General features: G+C 68.3%; 21 protein-coding genes. 20 read left to right on the top strand and 1 reads right to left on the bottom strand.

Annotated elements, in window-relative coordinates:
* Nucleotides 1-34 precede the first annotated feature (34 nt).
* Both A5712_RS07020 and A5712_RS07015 read left to right on the top strand, forming a co-directional pair.
* Nucleotides 35-1,444 (top strand): acyl-CoA dehydrogenase family protein, encoded by a 1,410-nt coding sequence (locus A5712_RS07020; protein WP_068102907.1) that lies wholly within the window; start codon nucleotides 35-37, stop codon nucleotides 1,442-1,444.
* Between the two features lie 32 nt (nucleotides 1,445-1,476).
* Nucleotides 1,477-2,682, top strand: coding sequence for an acyl-CoA dehydrogenase family protein (locus A5712_RS07015; protein WP_068102903.1), 1,206 nt, complete (start codon nucleotides 1,477-1,479; stop codon nucleotides 2,680-2,682).
* Here A5712_RS07015 and A5712_RS07010 read toward each other — a convergent pair.
* Nucleotides 2,675-3,196 carry a GNAT family N-acetyltransferase gene (locus tag A5712_RS07010; protein WP_068102898.1) on the bottom strand — a complete coding sequence of 174 codons (522 nt, stop codon included), beginning with the start codon at nucleotides 3,194-3,196 and terminating at the stop codon, nucleotides 2,675-2,677. The two genes, A5712_RS07015 and A5712_RS07010, sit on opposite strands and share 8 nt — an antisense overlap.
* A gap of 136 nt (nucleotides 3,197-3,332) precedes the next feature.
* Here A5712_RS07010 and A5712_RS07005 point away from each other — a divergent pair, with 136 nt between their 5' ends.
* The 18 genes from A5712_RS07005 (at nucleotide 3,333) to nuoF (ending at nucleotide 18,919) form a co-directional block, all read left to right on the top strand.
* Nucleotides 3,333-4,304, top strand: coding sequence for an NADPH:quinone oxidoreductase family protein (locus A5712_RS07005; RefSeq protein WP_068102896.1), 972 nt, complete (start codon nucleotides 3,333-3,335; stop codon nucleotides 4,302-4,304).
* A 264-nt stretch (nucleotides 4,305-4,568) separates the two neighbouring features.
* Nucleotides 4,569-5,660, top strand: a complete 1,092-nt coding sequence (locus A5712_RS07000; RefSeq protein ID WP_068102893.1) for a homogentisate 1,2-dioxygenase — start codon at nucleotides 4,569-4,571, stop codon at nucleotides 5,658-5,660.
* Nucleotides 5,660-6,835 (top strand): alpha/beta fold hydrolase, encoded by a 1,176-nt coding sequence (locus A5712_RS06995; RefSeq protein WP_068102891.1) that lies wholly within the window; start codon nucleotides 5,660-5,662, stop codon nucleotides 6,833-6,835. Before A5712_RS07000 ends, A5712_RS06995 begins: the two co-directional genes overlap by 1 nt.
* Nucleotides 6,832-8,031, top strand: a complete 1,200-nt coding sequence (locus tag A5712_RS06990) for a CaiB/BaiF CoA-transferase family protein (protein WP_068102887.1) — start codon at nucleotides 6,832-6,834, stop codon at nucleotides 8,029-8,031. The genes A5712_RS06995 and A5712_RS06990 overlap by 4 nt, the downstream gene beginning before the upstream one ends.
* Nucleotides 8,028-8,939: a hydroxymethylglutaryl-CoA lyase gene (locus A5712_RS06985; protein WP_068102886.1), complete on the top strand. Its 912-nt coding sequence runs from the start codon at nucleotides 8,028-8,030 to the stop codon at nucleotides 8,937-8,939. Before A5712_RS06990 ends, A5712_RS06985 begins: the two co-directional genes overlap by 4 nt.
* Entirely contained in the window at nucleotides 8,939-9,556 is a 618-nt protein-coding gene (locus A5712_RS06980; protein WP_068102884.1) for a TetR/AcrR family transcriptional regulator, read from the top strand. The genes A5712_RS06985 and A5712_RS06980 overlap by 1 nt, the downstream gene beginning before the upstream one ends.
* A gap of 2 nt (nucleotides 9,557-9,558) precedes the next feature.
* Entirely contained in the window at nucleotides 9,559-10,797 is a 1,239-nt protein-coding gene (locus A5712_RS06975; RefSeq protein WP_068102883.1) for an acyl-CoA dehydrogenase family protein, read from the top strand.
* Nucleotides 10,794-11,786 carry a phosphotransferase family protein gene (locus A5712_RS06970; protein WP_068102882.1) on the top strand — a complete coding sequence of 331 codons (993 nt, stop codon included), beginning with the start codon at nucleotides 10,794-10,796 and terminating at the stop codon, nucleotides 11,784-11,786. Before A5712_RS06975 ends, A5712_RS06970 begins: the two co-directional genes overlap by 4 nt.
* Nucleotides 11,783-12,127, top strand: coding sequence for a DUF6285 domain-containing protein (locus A5712_RS30700; RefSeq protein ID WP_068102877.1), 345 nt, complete (start codon nucleotides 11,783-11,785; stop codon nucleotides 12,125-12,127). The genes A5712_RS06970 and A5712_RS30700 overlap by 4 nt, the downstream gene beginning before the upstream one ends.
* A gap of 66 nt (nucleotides 12,128-12,193) precedes the next feature.
* Nucleotides 12,194-12,595, top strand: coding sequence for a nuclear transport factor 2 family protein (locus A5712_RS06960; protein WP_068102876.1), 402 nt, complete (start codon nucleotides 12,194-12,196; stop codon nucleotides 12,593-12,595).
* A 34-nt stretch (nucleotides 12,596-12,629) separates the two neighbouring features.
* A complete protein-coding gene (locus tag A5712_RS06955) occupies nucleotides 12,630-13,172 on the top strand; it encodes a YceI family protein (protein ID WP_068102875.1) in 543 nt (180 codons plus the stop codon).
* A gap of 29 nt (nucleotides 13,173-13,201) precedes the next feature.
* Complete coding sequence (locus A5712_RS06950) at nucleotides 13,202-13,603, top strand: response regulator transcription factor (RefSeq protein ID WP_068102872.1); 402 nt, start codon at nucleotides 13,202-13,204, stop codon at nucleotides 13,601-13,603.
* A 263-nt stretch (nucleotides 13,604-13,866) separates the two neighbouring features.
* Nucleotides 13,867-14,244, top strand: coding sequence for an NADH-quinone oxidoreductase subunit A (locus A5712_RS06945; protein ID WP_067012336.1), 378 nt, complete (start codon nucleotides 13,867-13,869; stop codon nucleotides 14,242-14,244).
* A gap of 8 nt (nucleotides 14,245-14,252) precedes the next feature.
* Entirely contained in the window at nucleotides 14,253-14,807 is a 555-nt protein-coding gene (locus tag A5712_RS06940; RefSeq protein ID WP_068102870.1) for an NADH-quinone oxidoreductase subunit B family protein, read from the top strand.
* The gene (locus tag A5712_RS06935; protein WP_068102867.1) at nucleotides 14,804-15,532 is read left to right on the top strand and encodes an NADH-quinone oxidoreductase subunit C; all 729 of its coding nucleotides are present in this window, start codon (nucleotides 14,804-14,806) and stop codon (nucleotides 15,530-15,532) included. Before A5712_RS06940 ends, A5712_RS06935 begins: the two co-directional genes overlap by 4 nt.
* A complete protein-coding gene (nuoD, locus tag A5712_RS06930) occupies nucleotides 15,532-16,830 on the top strand; it encodes an NADH dehydrogenase (quinone) subunit D (RefSeq protein WP_068102865.1) in 1,299 nt (432 codons plus the stop codon). The genes A5712_RS06935 and nuoD overlap by 1 nt, the downstream gene beginning before the upstream one ends.
* Complete coding sequence (gene nuoE, locus A5712_RS06925; RefSeq protein ID WP_068102860.1) at nucleotides 16,827-17,585, top strand: NADH-quinone oxidoreductase subunit NuoE; 759 nt, start codon at nucleotides 16,827-16,829, stop codon at nucleotides 17,583-17,585. Before nuoD ends, nuoE begins: the two co-directional genes overlap by 4 nt.
* The gene (gene nuoF, locus A5712_RS06920; protein ID WP_068102857.1) at nucleotides 17,585-18,919 is read left to right on the top strand and encodes an NADH-quinone oxidoreductase subunit NuoF; all 1,335 of its coding nucleotides are present in this window, start codon (nucleotides 17,585-17,587) and stop codon (nucleotides 18,917-18,919) included. Before nuoE ends, nuoF begins: the two co-directional genes overlap by 1 nt.
* The last annotated feature ends 6 nt before the right edge of the window (nucleotides 18,920-18,925 follow it).

Genomic DNA, 18,925 nt, shown 5'->3' with positions numbered 1-18,925 from the left:
GTTTCATCCGCAACGCCCATCGATAGAGGCTGAAATGACCGACACCCGTTCCGGTTCAAAACAGACTTCAGAAAACACTCGCTCACGCATCCGACGGCGCGGCCGCAAGACCGGCGTCGGGCTGCAACCGCACAAGCGCACGGGCATCGACATCACCCTGGCGCTGCTCACCCCGCTGGTCGGTCAGGAGTTTTTGGACAAATACCACCTGCGCGACCCGCTGAACCGGGGCCTGCGCTACGGCACGAAGACCGTCTTCTCCACCGCCGCGGCCACTTCCCGCCAGTTCAAGCGGGCCCAGAACCTGCGCGGCGGACCGACCCGGCTGAAGTCCAGCGGCAAGGACTACTTCGACCTGACGCCCGACGACGAGCAGAAGATGATCGTCGAGACCCTCGACGAGTTCGCCGCGGAGGTGCTACGTCCCGCGGCGCACGACGCCGACGAGGCCGCGACCTACCCGCCCGATCTGATCGCGAAGGCCGCCGAGTTGGGCATCACCGCGATCAACATCCCCGAGGACTTCGACGGCATCGCCGCGCACCGCTCCAGCGTGACCAACGTGCTGGCGGCCGAGGCGCTGGCCTACGGCGACATGGGCCTGGCCCTGCCCATCCTGGCGCCCGGCGGCGTCGCCGCGGCCTTGACCCATTGGGGCAGCGCCGACCAGCAAGCCACCTATCTGCACGAGTTCGCCGGCGAGAACGTCCCGCAGGCCTGCGTGGCGATCGCCGAACCACAACCGCTGTTCGACCCCACCCGGTTGAAGACCACCGCCGTGCGCACCCCGAGCGGCTACCGGCTCGACGGCGTCAAGTCCTTGGTTCCCGCCGCGGCCGACGCCGAGCTGTTCGTCGTCGGCGCCCAGCTGAACGGCAAGCCCGCGCTGTTCATCGTCGAATCGTCCGCCAAAGGCCTTACCGTCAAGGCGGATCCGAGCATGGGAATCCGCGCCGCGGCGCTGGGCCAGGTCGAGCTGTCCGGGGTGTCGGTGCCGCTGGGCGCCCGCCTGGGCGAGGACGAGGCCTCCGACGAGGATTACTCCGAGGCGATCGCGCTGTCCCGGCTCGGCTGGGCGGCGCTCGCGGTCGGCACCTCGCACGCCGTGCTCGACTACGTCGTCCCATACGTCAAAGAGCGCCACGCCTTCGGCGAGCCGATCGCGCATCGTCAGGCCGTGGCCTTCATGTGCGCCAACATCGCGATCGAGTTGGACGGGCTGCGGCTGATCACCTGGCGCGGCGCCGCCCGCGCCGAACAGGGCCTGCCGTTCACCCGGGAGGCGGCGCTGGCCAAGCGGCTCGGCGCCGATAAGGGCATGCAGATCGGCCTGGACGGCGTGCAACTGCTCGGCGGCCACGGCTTTACCAAGGAGCACCCGGTCGAGCGCTGGTACCGCGACCTGCGGGCCATCGGCGTCGCCGAGGGCGTTGTCGTCATCTGAGTCGTCATCTAAAACGAGCTGAAAGTTCAACCATGGCAATCAATCTGGAACTGCCCCGCAAGCTGCAGTCGGTGATCGTCAAGACCCATCAGGGCGCCGCCGAGATGATGCGGCCGATCGCGCGCAAATACGACCTCAAGGAGCACGCCTACCCGGTCGAGCTCGACACCCTGATCAGTCTTTTCGAGGGCGCGTCCGAATCGGTGGCATTCGCTGGGGCGGACGCGCTGCGCGACGAGGACGAGGACAGGGACCGAAACCACAACGGCGCCAACATGGCCGCGCTGCTGCAGACGATGGAAGCCTGCTGGGGCGATGTCGCGATGATGCTGTCGGTTCCCTATCAGGGGCTCGGTAACGCCGCCATCTCCGCGGTCGCCACCGACGAACAGCTGGAACGCCTCGGCAAGGTATGGGCGGCGATGGCCATCACCGAGCCCGGCTTCGGGTCCGACTCGGCGGCGGTGTCCACCACCGCCAAGCTCGACGGCGACGAGTACGTCATCAACGGCGAGAAGATCTTCGTCACCGCGGGCTCGCGCGCCACCCACATCGTGGTGTGGGCCACGCTGGACAAGTCACAGGGCCGCGCCGCGATCAAGTCGTTCATCGTGCCGCGCGAACATCCCGGCGTCACCGTCGAACGCCTCGAGCACAAGCTCGGCATCAAGGGTTCGGACACCGCGGCGATCCGGTTCGACAACGTCCGCATTCCCAAGGACAACCTGCTGGGCAACCCCGAAATCGAGGTCGGCAAGGGCTTTTCGGGGGTGATGGAGACCTTCGACAACACCCGCCCGATCGTCGCCGCCATGGCCATCGGGGTCGGCCGCGCCGCGCTGGAGGAAATCCGCAAGATCCTCACCGAGGCCGGGGTCGAGATCTCCTACGACAGGCCCTCCCACGCCCAAAGCGCGGCCGCGGCGGAGTTCCTGCGCATGGAGGCCGACTGGGAGGCCAGCTACCTGCTGTCGCTGCGCGCGGCGTGGCAGGCCGACAACAAGATTCCCAACTCCAAAGAGGCCTCGATGAGCAAGGCCAAGGCCGGGCGGATGGCCAGCGACGTCACCCTCAAGTCCGTCGAATTGGCAGGCACCGCAGGGTATTCCGAGCAGTCGATGCTGGAAAAGTGGGCGCGCGACTCCAAGATCCTGGACATCTTCGAGGGCACCCAACAGATCCAGCAGCTGGTGGTCGCGCGGCGGCTGCTGGGGCTGTCGTCCGCGGAGCTCAAGTAGCGATCGGTCGCGGCGGAGCCGCATCCTCGTCGGGGCCGAGCAGGTCGAGCTGCCACCACTCGACGTCGTGCCAGGCGCCAAGCTTCCACCCCACGCGCGGGTAGTAGCCCACCGGCCGAAAGCCGAACGCCTTGTGCAGCCCGTTGCTGGCCTCGTTGGGTTGGGCGATGCCGGCGAACGCCCGCCGGAAGCCGCGTTCGGCGAGCCGGCGCAGCAGTTCGGTGTAGAGCAGCCGACCCCCGCCGGAGCGCAGTCGATCCGGGGCGAGGTAGATGCTCGTCTCGACCGACCATCGGTACGCCGCGCGCGGATTGAATTGGTGCGCATAGGCGTAACCGGTCACGACGTCGTCGTCCTCGAGCACCAGCCATTCGCGGGCGCCGGCGATGCGGCGCGCCATCTCCTCGACGGTCGGCACCTCCGTCTCGAACGAGATGACGGTGTCCAGCACATAGGGCCGGTAGATGTCGACGCACGCCGCGGCGTCGGCGGCGGTGGCGGGTCGGACGCGCATCAAGGAGCGAGGGCGCCCAGCCGCACCGAGGAGGTGCCGGTGATCGGCGGCCGAACGGTTTCCATGAGGTGAGGTTAGCGTCGCCGGTATGGGCAGGTTTCCGGCGGATTCCGAGCCGGCGTTAGGCTGTCCGACCATGCGGGCGGCACGGGTGACTCGGTTGGATGGTCCAGATGCGATCGAGGTGGCGGAGGTCGACGAACCCGCCGGGGACGGTGTGGTCGTCGAGGTGTACGCCGCCGGCGCGGCGTTTCCCGACGCGCTGCTGACCCGCGGTCTGTATCAGTACCGGCCGGAGCCGCCGTTCGTGCTCGGAGCCGAGATCGCCGGCGTGGTGCGGTCGGCGCCCGACGACGTCCACGTCAAGGCCGGCGACCGGGTCGTCGCGCTGACGATGCTGTCGGGCGGAATGGCCGAGGTGGCCGTCGTGCACCCCGACCGGGTGTTCAAGCTGCCGGACAACGTGAGCTTCGAGGCGGGCGCCGGCCTGCTGTTCAACGACCTCACGGTGTACTTCGCGCTGACCGTGCGCGGCCGCCTGGCCAACGGCGAGACCGTACTGGTGCATGGCGCGGCGGGCGGGATCGGGACCTCGACGCTGCGGCTGGCCTCGCTGTTGGGGGCGTCGCGCACCATCGCGGTCGTCAGCACCGAAGACAAGGCCGACGTCGCGACGGCCGCCGGCGCCACCGACGTGGTGCTGGCCGAGGGGTTCAAGGACGCCGTCAAGGAGCTCACCGGCGGCCGCGGCGTCGATGTGGTGGTCGACCCGGTCGGCGGCGACCGCTTCACCGATTCGCTGCGCTCGCTCGCGCCCGGCGGTCGGCTGCTCGTTATCGGGTTCACCGGCGGCGAGATTCCCACCGTCAAAGTGAACCGGCTGCTGCTCAACAACATTGACGTCGTCGGCGTGGGTTGGGGAGCCTGGACCGCGACCCACCCGGACGCGCTGGCCGAGCAGTGGGCCGGCCTGGAGCGCCTGCTCAGCTCGGGCAAGCTGGCCGCGCCCACGCCGGAGGTCTACCCGCTGGAGCAGGCGGCCGCGGCGGTCGCATCGCTCGAGAATCGTACGGCCAAGGGGAAAGTCGTGGTGCGCGTGCGCGATTGACGCACTCCGGTCACGTCTGCCACACACGCCGCAGCGGAGAAGGAATTGCCTCTTTGCCCGCCTCGCAGCGACAACGGCCGCGCCGGTCTTGCACCAAGGAACTTGTCGCTGCGAGGCGGGCACAAAGGGTGTCCCTTCCTCCGGGAGACGCTCGGGGCGGATGTGACCAAAGCTACGAAGCCCTCGCCCCTTGTGCGGCGGCAAAACAAAAACTAATGTCACTTTCAGTTTTGAGGCCTGCCGCCGGAGCCCAGGAGTCGCCCCGTGGAATCGTTCGTTCACCTGCGAAAAGGCAAGACGCCGCGCCGGCTGCACGCCGACCTCGACGGGCTCAAGGACGACGAGCTGGGCCGGGGCGGATTCACCGGGCGGACCGCCAACATGTACCGCCGCAACGACCCCACCGCGTATCGGTCGGTCGGCCCGCTGCGCCCCGTCGACGTGCTCGCCGGAGAGCTGAAACCCGGCGACGCCACCGACGCCTGCGGCGGGCCGCTCCTGATGTTCAGCAACGACGACTGCCGAATCCTGTTGAGCCGGCGCCACGAGCCGATGCCTTTCTACGTCCGTCACGTCGACGGCGACCTCTTGTGCTTCGTGCACCGCGGCGCGGGCCTGCTGGAGACCGAGTTCGGGCCGCTGCGTTACCGGGAGGGCGACTGGCTCTACCTCCCCAAAGCGTGCACCTGGCGGCAGCTGCCCGATACCGAGACGACGCTGCTGATGATCGAGGCCACCGACGAGTTCCGGGTGCCGCCGCCCGGCGCGCTCGGACGCCACTTCCCGTTCGACCCGTCGCAGGCCACGATCCCCGAACCACAGCCGATCGATGACGACGGCCGCGACGAGTACGAGGTCCGGCTCATCCATGCGGGCGGGCCGACAACGCTTTACTACCAACACAATCCGATCGACGTCGAAGGCTGGCGCGGTGACAACTTTCCGTTCACCTTCAACATCGCCGACTACAACGTGGTCACGTCGGACAGCGTTCACCTGCCGCCGACCGTGCATCTGTTCATGCAGGCCACCGGCGTCTACGTGATGAACTTCCTGCCCAAGCCCGCCGAGGGGGTCCCCGGCACCGAGCGCACACCCTGGTATCACCGCAACGTCGACTACGACGAGATCGCCTTCTTCCACGGCGGGTCGCTCTACGGGATCCCGATGCCGCCCGGCCTGATCACCCATGCGCCGCAAGGGGTTCACCACGGCGCGCCGGAGAAGGCGCGGGAACGCGCGCGCCGCAAGTTCGACGAGCATTCGCGGGTGGACTGGCAGGTCATCGCTGTCGACACCCGCCGGCGGCTGACCCCGTCGGCCGAGGTGCTGGCGCACGACCTCGGGCAGCACTGATGAAACACGAATACGACCGCATCCCGTATCTCGTTGCGTTCCAGAACAATTCCGCGGTCCGCGACGTGTACGGCGGGCTGGCCGAAATTACCGTGCTGGAAAGCTATCTGCTCAAGCCCAAGGACAAGCCGTCCGACACCGTGTTGGTGTTCATGCATCCCATCGGCGGCGGCGCGTACCTGCCGATGATCAATGCGCTGGCCCGCGCCGGCCACCACGTCATCTACTGCAACAGCCGGTTCCGCGGCACGGATTCGGCGCTGCTGATGGAGAAGGTGGTCGAGGACCTCGGCGAGTGCATCAAGGACGCCAAGAAGAGGCTGGGCTACGCCAAGGTGGTGCTGGCCGGATGGAGCGGCGGCGGCTCGCTGTCGATGTTCTACCAGCAGCAGGCCCAGCACGCGACCGTCACGTCGAGCCCGTCCGGGGACGGCCCCGACCTGACGCGGCTCGACCTGCCGGCGGCCGACGGCGTCATGCTGCTCGCCGCGCACATCAGCCGGCACGGCACACTCACCGAGTGGCTGGACGCGTCGATCCTCGACGAATCCGACCCCACCAAGCGCGATCCCGAGCTCGATCTCTACAACCCCGACAACCCCAACCAGCCGCCCTACAGCCCCGAATTTCTGGCCCGTTACCGGCAGGCGCAGATCGACCGCAACCGGCGCATCACCGCGTGGGTCAAGGAAAAGCTCGCCGAACTGCGGGACTCCGGAGGCCCCGACGAAGAATTCTGCTTCGTCGTGCACGGCACCATGGCCGACCCGCGCTGGCTGGATCCGACCGTCGATCCCAACGAACGCACCCCCGGAACCTGCTACCTGGGCGATCCTCGAGTGGTGAACATGAGCCCGGTCGGGTTGGCCCGGTTTTCGACGCTGCGGGGCTGGCTGTCGCAATGGAGCTACGACGACGCCCGCGGCGACGGGGTCGCGTGCGGGCGCGACCTCGCGGTCCCGGCGCTGGTGATCGGTAACCTGGCCGACGACGCCTGCACGCCCAGCCACACCCGACGGCTTTACGAGGCGATCGGGCACCCGGACAAGGAGATGCACGAAATTCCCGGCGCCACACACTATTACGCCGGCCCCGACCAGCGGGACAAGCTGCGGCACGCCGTCGACGTGGTCACCGACTGGCTGGTCCGCCACGACTTCGCGAGCAAAGAGTGACGGGCCCGCTGGACGGTGTCCGGGTGCTGGAACTCGGCACCCTGATCGCCGGGCCGTTCGCCGGCCGGCTGCTCGGCGACATGGGCGCCGACGTCGTCAAGGTGGAACCCCCCGGCGCGCCGGACCCGCTGCGGACCTGGGGTCAGGCCGAAGTGGACGGGCACCATGTGTTCTGGACGGTGCACGCACGCAACAAGCGCGCCATCACGCTCGACCTGCGAAAGCCACGCGGCCGCGGGCTGTTCCTCGACCTCGTCGCGAAATCCGACATCGTCGTGGAGAACTTCCGCCCGGGCACCCTGGAGAAATGGGAACTGGGCTACGACGTGCTCTCCGAGCGCAACCCGGGCATCATCCTGGTCCGGGTATCCGGTTACGGGCAGACCGGCCCCGAGGCGCACAAGCCCGGCTACGCGTCGGTGGCCGAGGCGGCCAGCGGGCTGCGGCACCTCAACGGATTCCCCGGCGGCCCGCCGCCCCGGCTGGCGCTCTCGCTCGGCGACAGCCTGGCCGGCATGTTCGGCGCCCAGGGCGCGCTGGCCGCGCTGTATCGCCGCGGCGTCACCGGGCGCGGGCAAGTGGTCGACGTTGCGCTGACCGAATCGTGTTTAGCGGTCCAGGAATCCACGATCCCCGATTACGACGTCGGCGGCGTGGTGCGCGGGCCGTCGGGAACCCGGCTGGAGGGTATCGCGCCGTCAAACATCTACCGCAGCGCCGACGGCTCGTGGGTGGTGATCGCCGCCAACCAGGACACCGTGTTCGCGCGCCTGTGCAAGGCGATGGGGCGCCCGGAGCTGGCCACCGACGACCGGTTCGCCACACACGGCGGCCGCGGCCGCAATCAGGACGAACTCGACGAGATCATCGGCGCGTGGGCCGCCGACCGCCAGCCCGGCGAAATCATCGAAACCCTCTCCGCCGCAGGCGTGATCGCCGGGCCGATCAACACCGTCGCCGAGGTGGTCGACGACCCGCAGTTGCGGGCCCGCGGCATGCTGGTCGAGCACTACGACGAACGGGTCGGCCGCAACGTGCTCGGACCGGGCGTGGTCCCGGTGCTGTCGGACTCTCCCGGCGGCGTCCGCTACGCCGGCCCCGCGCGCCCCGGACAACACAACGACGACGTCTACATCGGGTTGCTCGGCAAGACCGCCGCGGAGCTCGAAGAGCTAAGGGCTGAGGGGGTGTTATGACCCACCCGGAATTTCCGACGAGGGTTGACATTCGCGAGGTGGCCCTGCGCGACGGCCTGCAGATCGAAAAGCCAATCCCGTTGGCCGCCAAGCTGGAACTGCTGGCCGCGGTCGCCGCCACCGGGGTGCGCGAGGTTGAGGCCACCGCGTTCGTGTCCCCATCCAAGGTGCCGTCGATGGCCGATGCCGCCGAAGTCGCCGCGCACCTGCACAACTACCCCGACATCGAGTTCTCCGCCCTGGTGGCCAGCCCCAACGGCGCCCGGCGCGCGATCGCCGCGGGGCTGCGCTCGGTCGAATATGTGGTGGCCGCCAGCGACGCATTCAGCGCGGCCAACGTCGGGCGCGACAGCGCCGAGGCCACCGGGCAGATCGAGGAGATCGTCGACATCGCGCACGACGCCGGCGCCACCGTCGAGGTCATCGTCGCCACCGCGTGGGACTGCCCGTTCGAGGGGCCGACGCCGCCCGGGCGGGTGCTCGAGATCGGCTCGGCCGCCCGGGACCAACGTGTCGACCGGTTCTGCATCGCCGACACCATCGGCACCACCACCCCGCGACGGGTGAGTTCACTCGTCGCCCAACTGCGTCCGGTGATCGGCGACATGCCGCTGGGCGGCCATTTCCACAACACCCGCGGCACCGGGCTGGCCAGCGCCTACGCGGCCGTCGAATCCGGGGTGACCCGGCTGGACGCGTCGGTCGGGGGCCTGGGCGGCTGCCCCTTCGCCCCGGGCGCCACCGGCAACATCGCAACCGAGGACCTCGTCTACCTGTTGACCGACAGCGGTGTCGACGTCGACGTGGACCTGCGGGCCGCCATCGCGGCGGCCGAGGTCGCCAAATCCGTTGTGGGCCATGACCTGCCGAGCGCGCTGCTGCGCGCCGGCGACCGAATCCGGAACTGATGCCGACCGACACGTTGACCGCAAAGGGCCGCCAGACCAGGCAGGCCATCGAACAGGCCGCCCGAAAACTGTTCGCCGAACGCGGTTTTCACGGCACCACGCTGGCCGACATCACCTCGGCCGCGGGCAAGTCACCCGCCGTGTTCTACCGGTATTTCGACGACAAGGAAGACCTGCTGGCCGCCCTGGCGGAGTCGTTTCTGCACGAGGTCGTGGCGCCGCCCGGGTTGCGCCTCGAGCTCCCCGAGTCGCCCGACGACGACGCCTTCTTCACGTCGGTGGTCACCGGGTACTGGAACATGTTCAAGCAGAACATCGGCATCATGATCGCCGTGGCACAGCTGGCGGCCACCCAGCCGCGCTTCGCGCGGGTACAGAACGAATTCCGGCGCTTCGGCATGGACATCGTCGCCGCCTCGGTACGTCGCGCGCAGCAGCAGGGCTACGGAACCGAGCTCAATCCCCAACACACGGCGGCCGCGATCGCGCTGCTGTTCGAGAACTTCACCACCGTCTTCGCGGGCCCGTCGGGCCTGGACCTTCAGATCAGCGACCACGACGCCATCACCACCTTGTCGACGGTCTGGAAGAAAACCCTCTACGGCGCAAAGGAGTAACCGTGGATTTCACTCTGCCAGAACATCTTCCGGGAGTGCTCGCCGAGATGGATGCGTTCATCGAGTCGGAGATCAAGCCGCTGGAACGTGACAACATCCAGTATTTCGACCATCGCCGCGAGCATGCGCGCACCGATTGGGACAACGACGGCATCCCATCACGCGAGTGGGAAGACCTGCTCGCCGAGATGCGCAGGCGCGCCGACAAGGCGGGCTGGCTGCGCTACGGCCTGCCGGCGTCGCTGGGCGGCCGCGACGGCACCAACCTGGACATGGCCGTCATTCGGGAACACTTGGCGCACAGGGGCCTTGGTTTGCACAACGACCTGCAGAACGAGTCGTCGATCGTCGGGAATTTCCCGCAGGTGATCATGATGGAGCGCTTCGGCACCGATGAGCAGCGCCGCGACTGGTCGGAGGCGTTGATCACCGGGGAACGGTCGATGGCGTTCGGGCTGACCGAGCCGCGGCACGGCTCCGATGCGACCTGGCTGGAAACCCGCGCCGAACGCGACGGCGATGGGTGGGTGCTCAACGGCTCGAAGCGGTTCAACACCGGGGTGCACCGGGCCACTCACGACCTGATCTTCGCGCGCACCTCCGGCGAACCCGGGGCCGCGCTGGGCATCACAGCGTTCCTCGTCCCGACGGATGCGCCGGGGTTCCGCGTCCCCTACTACTGGTGGACGTTCAACATGCCCACCGACCACGGTGAGGTCGAGTTGACCGACGTGCGGGTGCCCGCCGACGGGGTGCTCGGCGAAGTCGACCGCGGCCTGGAAGTCGCGCAAACCTTCCTGCACGAGAACAGGATCCGGCAAGCGGCGAGCAGCCTGGGTGCGGCCCAATACTGCATCGACCGTGCCGCCGAATACGCGGGCGGCCGCATGGTTTTCGGCAAGCCTTTGTCGGTCAACCAGGCCGTGCAGTGGCCGCTGGCCGAGCTGCAGACCGAGGCCCAGATGGTGCGGCTGCTGGTGCAATATGCGGCCTGGCATCTGGACCGCAACCACCACATGGAGGTCTCGGACAAGGTGTCGATGGCCAATTACCGCGCCAACCGGCTGGTCTGCGACGCGGCCGACCGGGCCATGCAGGTCTTCGGCGGCCTCGGCTACAGCCGCCACGAGCAGTTCGAGCACATCTACCGCCATCACCGCCGTTACCGGATCACCGAGGGCGCCGAGGAGATCCAGATCCGGCGGGTGGCGCAACGGCTGTTCAAGTTCGGCCATAAGTGACCGACAACGACGAACTGGCCGGCAAGCTGGCCCGGGTGTTGGCGCCGGCGCTGGGCGCGAGCCCGGCGATCGAGAACCTGCGGGCGCTGACCGGCGGCGCCAGCCGCACCACGTGGGCGTTCGACGCCGTCGCGGGTGAGCAACGCCGTTCGCTGATCCTGCGCACCGGCCCGCCCGACGACGTGCACGCTGGCATGGAGCTCGAAGCACGCGCCCAGGCCGCGGCCGCGGCGGCCGGTGCGCCGGTCCCCCACATCCTGGTCGCCGACGATTCGGTTGCCGCCCTGGGCAATCCGTTCCTGATCTGCGACGCGATCCAGGGCGAGACCATCGTCCGGCGCATCCAGCGCCAGCTCGACGCCACCGACGGCCACGCGGGCCGCACCCGCCTGCTGCAGCAGTGCGCGCGGGCGCTGGCCGCCATCCATCGAGCCGACCCGGACATTCCCGGCCTGGCACACGAGGACCAACTCACGCAGTGGCGCGAGCGGCTCGACGCCATGGGCGACACCACCGCCACCTTCGAGTGGGCGTTTCGCTGGCTCGAGGCGAACCGGCCGCAAAAATACGGGCCGACCGTCCTGGTGCACGGCGACTACCGGATGGGAAACCTCATCGTCGACGGGTCCGACCTGGCCGCGGTGCTCGACTGGGAGCTGGTCCACCTCGGCGAGGCGTACGAGGACCTGGCCTGGTTCTGCATCCGGGCCTGGCGGTTCGGCGCCCCGGCCGGCCTGGCCGCCGGCGGCCTCGGCAGCATCGAGGCCTTTCTCCGCGCCTACGAGGAGACCGGTGCCGTTAGCGTCGACCGGGTGGCGTTTCACTGGTGGCTGGTGCTGGCGACGCTGCGCTGGGGTGTCATCTGCCGCTACCAGGCCGAGCGGCACCTGAGCGGGGAGTTCCGCTCGGTGGAGCTGGCGACGATCGGGCGCCGGGTCTGCGAGACGGAGTGGGACCTGCTCGACCTGCTGGAAGGAGCGCAAGCGTGATCGGCGCATACGGCCGCCCGCTCGCGGCCGAGCTCGTCGCCGCGGTGGCCGAGTTCCTCGAAACCGACGTCCGCGAGGCCACCACCGGGCAGGTCAACTTCCACGCCAGGGTCGCCGCGAACGCGCTGCGCATCGTCGAGCGCGAACTGCTTGACGAGAGCGAGGCGGAGGCCGGCGCGGCGCTGGCCGGCCTGGGCTTCGCCGACGAGGAAGAGCTTGCGGCCGCGATCCGGGCCGGCGAGCTGGACGGCCGCGCCAACGACGTCACCGCCTGCCTGCGCACCCTGGTCCGGCGTCGCCTGGCCATCGCGCATCCCGGATACGAGCAATCGGATCAATAGGAGGGTGACGATGCGCGCCGCGCAGCGGCGCGAGGAGGAACCCGACAATCAGACTTAGGAGCCCCCATGTCCGCAGCCTCCGAGCAGACCGTCGTCGACGTGGCCGACCGCCTGTTCGCGGCGATCGAAAGGAGCGACGCCGCCGCGGTCGATCGACTGTGGAGCAACGACATCGCGGTCTGGCGCAGCGGCGCGCGCCGCGATAACGACAAGGCCCGGGCGATGCGGGTCATCGACTGGTTCATCACCGCCACCACCGAGCGCCACTACGAAATCCTCGACCGGCGGCTCTTCGACGATGGCTCCGTCGCCGGGTTCGTGCAGCAGCACATCCTGCACGCCACCGGCCATGCCGGCCAATCGATCTCCATGCGGGTCTGCATCGTGATCAGGGTGGGCGCCGACGGGCTCATCGATCGGATCGACGAATACTTCGACCCCGCCGAGATCGCGCCGTTGCTCGCCTAACGGCTAGATTTGCCACGAGTCAGAAGGGGGGACGATGACGACGCTGGAAACACTGCTGAGCGATCCCGACCTGGCCGGCGTGTGGAACCTGGTTCCCGATCGCTCGGCCATCACCTTCAAGGTCGCAAACTTCTGGGGCCTGCTGAACGTCAAGGGCCGCTTCGGCGAGTTCAGCGGCGACGGGCAGCTCACCGGCAAGGGCGCCGTTTTCGGCCGCGTCGACATCCGGGCCGCGTCGCTGTCCACCGGCATCGGCCGTCGCGACAAGCACCTGCGCTCGGCCGACTTCTTCGACGTCGAGCGTTTCCCCCAGATCAGCGTCGTCGTCACCGCAGTGAACCCAACCAAAGGCAACGCCGCAGAACTTCGCGCCAGCTTCACCATCAAGGGCGTCACCGCGCCGCTGCCGCTGCCGCTGCCCGTGACGATCACCGAGCTTCAGGACGGTTCGATTCGGATCTCGGGCGAAACGAAGGTCGACCGGTCCCAATTCGACCTAGGCTGGAACAGGTTCGGCATGGTCGGCGCGACGGCAACGGCGGCGGCGCAGGCGGTCTTCGTTCGGGCAACCCGGTAGGGCTTGCGCGCCACCAGTACCATCTGAGCGTGCCCGACTCCAGCAGCGCCCTGCGGATCCTCGTCTACAGCAACAACGTCGAAACCCGCGAACGGGTGATGCGCGCATTGGGCAAGCACCTGCACCCGGACCTACCCGAGTTGACCTACGTCGAGGTCGCGACCGGCCCCATGGTGATCCGCACGATGGACGAGGGCGGCATCGACTTGGCCATTCTCGACGGCGAGGCGACGCCCACCGGCGGCATGGGCATCGCCAAACAGCTCAGGGACGAACTCGAAACCTGCCCGCCGATCGTGGTGCTCACCGGCCGCCGCGACGACGCGTGGCTGGCCAGCTGGTCGCGCGCCGACGCCGCGGTGCCGCATCCGCTGGACCCCATCGTGCTGGGCCGTACGGTGATCGGGTTGCTCCGCGCCCCCGCCCACTAGCAATTACCGCTCTCACCTGCGCCGACACGGAACCGTAGACCGTGTGGGCGGGTGCTCAGCACCGCCGCGACGACTCGCCCGAATGCGGGGACGTTAAAACCGGGCAAATAGCACCACCCCGAGCACGTGCGCCGACGCCAACGACGCTATGTTGAAAGTCACTGTGACGGGCCACAGACCCGGTTCGTCACAGCAGCCCGGTCACCGCCCGGCCGCCCGCTCAGTCGAGAAGGCGGCCGCATTACGACGGATCATGGAGCGAATTGAACGTCTACATACCCATCCTGGTTCTCGGCGGGATTGCCGCCGCCTTTGCCGTGGGCTCGGTCGGAATCGCGAGCGTGGCCGGGCCGAAGCGCTACAACAAGTCGAAGCTGGCCGCCTACGAATGCGGGATCGAGCCCACCGAATCCCCGGTGAGCGGCCCGCACGCGACGGCCGGGCAGCGGTTCCCGGTGAAGTATTACCTGACCGCAATGCTGTTTATCGTCTTCGACATCGAAATCGTGTTCTTGTATCCCTGGGCCGTTAGCTACGACGCGCTCGGGACATTCGCGTTGGTCGAAATGGTGGTGTTCATGCTCACGGTCTTCGTGGCCTACGCCTACGTGTGGCGCCGCGGCGGACTGACATGGGATTGAGGTAAAGAGTGGGCCTGGAAGAACAGCTGCCCGGTGGCATCCTGCTGTCCACCGTCGAGAAGGTGGCCGGCTACGTCCGCAAGAACTCGCTGTGGCCGGCGACGTTCGGGCTGGCGTGCTGCGCGATCGAGATGATGGCAACCGCCGGACCGAGGTTCGACATCGCGCGCTTCGGCATGGAACGGTTCTCGGCCACCCCGCGGCAGGCCGACCTGATGATCGTGGCCGGGCGGGTCAGCCAGAAGATGGCCCCGGTGCTGCGCCAGATCTACGACCAGATGGGCGAGCCGAAATGGGTGCTGGCCATGGGCGTGTGCGCCTCGTCGGGCGGAATGTTCAACAACTACTCGATCGTCCAGGGCGTCGACCACGTCGTCCCGGTCGACATCTACCTGCCCGGCTGCCCGCCGCGCCCGGAGATGCTGCTGCACGCAATCCTGAAGCTGCACGAGAAGATTCAGCAGATGCCGCTGGGCGTCAACCGCGAAGAGGCCATCGCCGAAGCCGAACAGGCCGCGCTCGCGGCCACGCCCACGATCGAGATGCGCGGACTGCTGCGATGAGCTCTCCCGACCACGACCCGACGGTAGCGGCCAGCGAAGTGGGGGGCGCCGTCCCTACCGCCGACGAAGAAGTGATCGACGTTCGTCGCGGCATGTTCGGGGTCCGCGGCACCGGCGACACCTCCGGTTACGGACGGTTGGTGCGCGAGGTCACGCTGCCGGGCAGCAGCCCCCGGCCCTACGGCGGTTACTTCGACGACATCGCCGACAAGCTGGCGGAAGCGCTGGGCCGCAACGACATCGAATTCGACGACGCGATCGAGAAGGTCGTGGTCGACCGCGATGAGCTTACCCTGCATGTGCGCCGCGATCTGCTGCCGCAGGTCGCCCAGCGGCTGCGCGACGAACCCGACCTGCGGTTCGAGATGTGCCTGGGTGTCAACGGGGTGCACTACCCGCACGAGACGGGCCGGGAGCTGCACGCCGTCTACCCGCTGCAGTCGATCACCCACAACCGTCGGCTGCGGCTGGAAGTGGCTGCGCCGGACAGTGATCCGCACATCCCGTCGCTGTACGGGGTCTACCCCACCAACGACTGGCACGAGCGCGAAACTTACGACTTCTTCGGGATCATCTTCGACGGCCACCCGTCGCTCACCAGGATCGAGATGCCCGACGACTGGCACGGGCACCCGCAACGCAAGGACTATCCGCTGGGCGGCATCCCGGTCGAGTACAAGGGCGCACAGATACCGCCGCCCGACGAACGCAGGGGTTACAACTAATGACTCAAGCTGAAACGGTTCTGGTCGCCGGCGGTCAGGACTGGGACCAGATCGTCGACGCCGCCCGCAACGCCGACCCCGGTGAACGCATCGTCGTCAACATGGGCCCCCAGCACCCGTCCACGCACGGCGTGCTGCGGCTGATCCTCGAGATCGAGGGCGAGACCGTCACGCAGGCCCGGTGCGGAATCGGCTACCTGCACACCGGGATCGAGAAGAACCTCGAATACCGCTACTGGACCCAGGGCGTCACCTTCGTGACCCGGATGGACTACCTGTCACCGTTTTTCAACGAGACCGCCTACTGCCTGGGCGTGGAGAAGCTGCTCGGCATCACCGACGAGATACCGGAGCGGGTCAACGTCATCCGGGTGATGATGATGGAGCTCAACCGGATCTCGTCGCACCTGGTCGCGTTGGCCACCGGCGGCATGGAACTGGGCGCGATGACCCCGATGTTCGTCGGCTTCCGCGGGCGCGAGATCGTGCTGAAGCTGTTCGAATCGATCACCGGGCTGCGGATGAACAGTGCCTACATCCGGCCCGGCGGGGTCGCACAGGACCTGCCGCCCAACGCGGAAACCGAGATCGCCGAGGCCCTCGAGGAGTTGAAGCAGCCGCTGCGCGAAATGGGCGAGCTGCTCAACGAAAACGCCATCTGGAAAGCGCGTACCGAGGGCGTGGGCTACCTGGACTTGACCGGCTGCATGGCGCTGGGCATCACCGGCCCCATTCTGCGTTCCACCGGGCTGCCGCACGACCTGCGCAAGAGCGAACCCTACTGCGGCTACGAGAACTACGAGTTCGACGTGATCACCGACGACGGTTGTGATGCGTACGGGCGCTACATCATTCGCGTCAAGGAGATGTGGGAGTCGATCAAGATCGTGGAGCAGTGTCTGGACAAGTTGCGGCCGGGCCCGACGATGGTCGAGAACCGCAAGATTGCCTGGCCCGCCGACCTCAAGGTGGGGCCCGACGGCATGGGCAACTCGCCCGAGCACATCGCCAAGATCATGGGCAGCTCGATGGAGGCGCTGATCCACCACTTCAAGCTGGTCACCGAGGGCATTCGCGTTCCGGCCGGCCAGGTTTACGTCGCGGTGGAATCGCCGCGCGGCGAGCTCGGCGTGCACATGGTCAGCGACGGCGGCACCCGGCCCTACCGGGTGCACTACCGGGACCCGTCCTTCACCAACCTGCAGTCCGTCGCCGCGATGTGCGAGGGCGGGATGGTCGCGGACCTGATCGCCGCGGTCGCCAGCATCGACCCGGTGATGGGTGGGGTGGACCGATGACCGGGCCGCAGGGCCAGCCGGTGTTCATCCGGCTTGGACCGCCGCCCGGGGAACCCAACGCGTTCGTGACCGAGGGTGCGCCGCAGTCGTATTCGCCCGAGGTGCGGGCGCGCCTCGAGGTCGACGCCAAGGAGATCATCGGCCGCTACCCCGACAAGCGTTCGGCGCTGCTGCCGTTGCTGCACCTGGTGCAGGCGCAAGACTCCTATATAACGCCGGCGGGCCTGGAGTTCTGCGGCGAGCAGGTCGGGCTGACCGGCGCCGAAGTGTCCGCCGTCGCAAGCTTTTACACGATGTATCGCCGCGGGCCCACCGGCGACTACCTGGTCGGCGTCTGCACCAACACACTGTGCGCCGTCATGGGCGGCGACGCGATATTCGACTCCCTCAAGGAGCATCTGGGCATCGGCAACGACGAGACCACCGACGACGGGTCGGTCACCCTGCAGCACATCGAGTGCAACGCGGCGTGCGACTACGCGCCGGTGGTGATGGTCAACTGGGAGTTCTTCGACAACCAGACGCCGGACTCGGCGCGCGAACTGGTCGACTCGCTGCGCGCCGGCAAGCCCGCCGCCCCCACCCGCGGCGCCCCGCTGTGCGTGTTCCGCGAGACGTCGCGCATCCTGGCCGGCCTGCCCGACGAACGCCCCGACGAGGGCCAGGGCGGCGCAGGCGCGGCGACATTGGCCGGGCTGAAGGTGGCCAGGGAACTCGGCATGGAGGCGCCGCCGGCCCCCGGGAAGGAAGACTGATGGCCGCTGCCGGCGCGCAGGCGACGCCGTTGACTCCGGTGATCAGCCGCTACTGGGACGATCCCGAGTCGTGGACCCTTCAGACCTACCGCCGCAACGACGGCTACCAGGCCATGCAGAAGGCGCTGGCGATGGATCCCGACGAGGTCATGGGGGCCGTCAAGGACTCCGGCCTGCGCGGCCGCGGCGGCGCGGGCTTCTCCACGGGGACGAAGTGGTCGTTCATTCCGCAGGGCGACAGCGGCCCGGCCGCCAAGCCGCACTACCTGGTGGTTAACGCCGACGAGTCGGAACCCGGTACGTGCAAAGACATTCCGCTGATGTTCGCGACGCCGCACCTGCTCGTCGAGGGCGTCATCATCGCCTCCTACGCGATCCGGGCCAGCCACGCGTTCATCTACGTGCGCGGGGAAGTGGTGCCGGTGCTGCGGCGGCTGCAAAACGCGGTGGCCGAGGCCTACGCCGCCGGCTACCTGGGCCGCGACATCAACGGCTCCGGCCTCGACCTGGAGCTGGTGGTGCACGCCGGTGCCGGCGCCTACATCTGCGGTGAGGAGACCGCGCTGCTGGACTCGCTGGAGGGCCGGCGTGGCCAGCCGCGGCTGCGCCCGCCCTTCCCCGCGGTGGCCGGCCTGTACGGATCGCCCACGGTGATCAACAACGTCGAGACCATCGCCAGCGTCCCGCCGATCATCCTCAACGGCGTCGAGTGGTTCCGCTCGATGGGCAGCGAGAAGTCGCCTGGCTTCACGCTGTATTCGCTGTCCGGGCACGTGGCCCGGCCCGGACAGTATGAGGCCCCGCTGGGAATCACGTTGCGCGAGTTGCTCGCCTACGCGGGCGGGGTGCGGGCCGGGCACCGGCTGAAGTTCTGGACCCCCGGCGGATCGTCGACGCCACTGCTCACCGACGAGCACCTCGACGTGCCGCTGGACTACGAGGGCGTGGGCGCCGCCGGTTCGATGCTGGGGACCAAGGCGCTCGAGATCTTCGACGAGACAACGTGTGTGGTGCGCGCGGTGCGCCGCTGGACCGAGTTCTACAAGCACGAATCGTGCGGGAAGTGCACGCCGTGTCGCGAGGGCACGTTCTGGCTGGACAAGATCTACGAGCGCCTCGAAACCGGCGGGGGGACCCTCGAGGACATCGACAAGCTGTCGGACATCTCCGACACCATCCTGGGAAAGTCGTTCTGCGCGTTGGGCGATGGCGCCGCCAGCCCGGTGATGTCGTCGATCAAGCTGTTCCGCGACGAGTACGTCGCCCACGTCGAGGGCGGTGGCTGCCCGTTCGACCCCCGGGATTCCATGCTGAGCGCGAACGGAAAGGCCTGACCCGCC

The sequence above is a fragment of the Mycobacterium sp. E2327 genome (assembly GCF_001672675.1).
In the GTDB taxonomy this organism is placed as follows: domain Bacteria; phylum Actinomycetota; class Actinomycetes; order Mycobacteriales; family Mycobacteriaceae; genus Mycobacterium.
This window is presented reverse-complemented; position numbering and strand designations above follow the sequence as displayed.

What these genes read in the sequence shown, in the direction of transcription:
- A5712_RS07020 (WP_068102907.1), top strand. Translation starts at nt 35, where the DNA reads ATGACCGACACCCGTTCCGGTTCAAAACAGACTTCAGAAAACACTCGC.
- A5712_RS07015 (WP_068102903.1), top strand. Translation starts at nt 1,477, where the DNA reads ATGGCAATCAATCTGGAACTGCCCCGCAAGCTGCAGTCGGTGATCGTC.
- A5712_RS07010 (WP_068102898.1), bottom strand. Translation starts at nt 3,196, where the DNA reads ATGCGCGTCCGACCCGCCACCGCCGCCGACGCCGCGGCGTGCGTCGAC.
- A5712_RS07005 (WP_068102896.1), top strand. Translation starts at nt 3,333, where the DNA reads ATGCGGGCGGCACGGGTGACTCGGTTGGATGGTCCAGATGCGATCGAG.
- A5712_RS06995 (WP_068102891.1), top strand. Translation starts at nt 5,660, where the DNA reads ATGAAACACGAATACGACCGCATCCCGTATCTCGTTGCGTTCCAGAAC.
- A5712_RS06985 (WP_068102886.1), top strand. Translation starts at nt 8,028, where the DNA reads ATGACCCACCCGGAATTTCCGACGAGGGTTGACATTCGCGAGGTGGCC.
- A5712_RS06980 (WP_068102884.1), top strand. Translation starts at nt 8,939, where the DNA reads ATGCCGACCGACACGTTGACCGCAAAGGGCCGCCAGACCAGGCAGGCC.
- A5712_RS06960 (WP_068102876.1), top strand. Translation starts at nt 12,194, where the DNA reads ATGTCCGCAGCCTCCGAGCAGACCGTCGTCGACGTGGCCGACCGCCTG.
- A5712_RS06955 (WP_068102875.1), top strand. Translation starts at nt 12,630, where the DNA reads ATGACGACGCTGGAAACACTGCTGAGCGATCCCGACCTGGCCGGCGTG.
- A5712_RS06935 (WP_068102867.1), top strand. Translation starts at nt 14,804, where the DNA reads ATGAGCTCTCCCGACCACGACCCGACGGTAGCGGCCAGCGAAGTGGGG.
- nuoD (WP_068102865.1), top strand. Translation starts at nt 15,532, where the DNA reads ATGACTCAAGCTGAAACGGTTCTGGTCGCCGGCGGTCAGGACTGGGAC.
- nuoE (WP_068102860.1), top strand. Translation starts at nt 16,827, where the DNA reads ATGACCGGGCCGCAGGGCCAGCCGGTGTTCATCCGGCTTGGACCGCCG.
- nuoF (WP_068102857.1), top strand. Translation starts at nt 17,585, where the DNA reads ATGGCCGCTGCCGGCGCGCAGGCGACGCCGTTGACTCCGGTGATCAGC.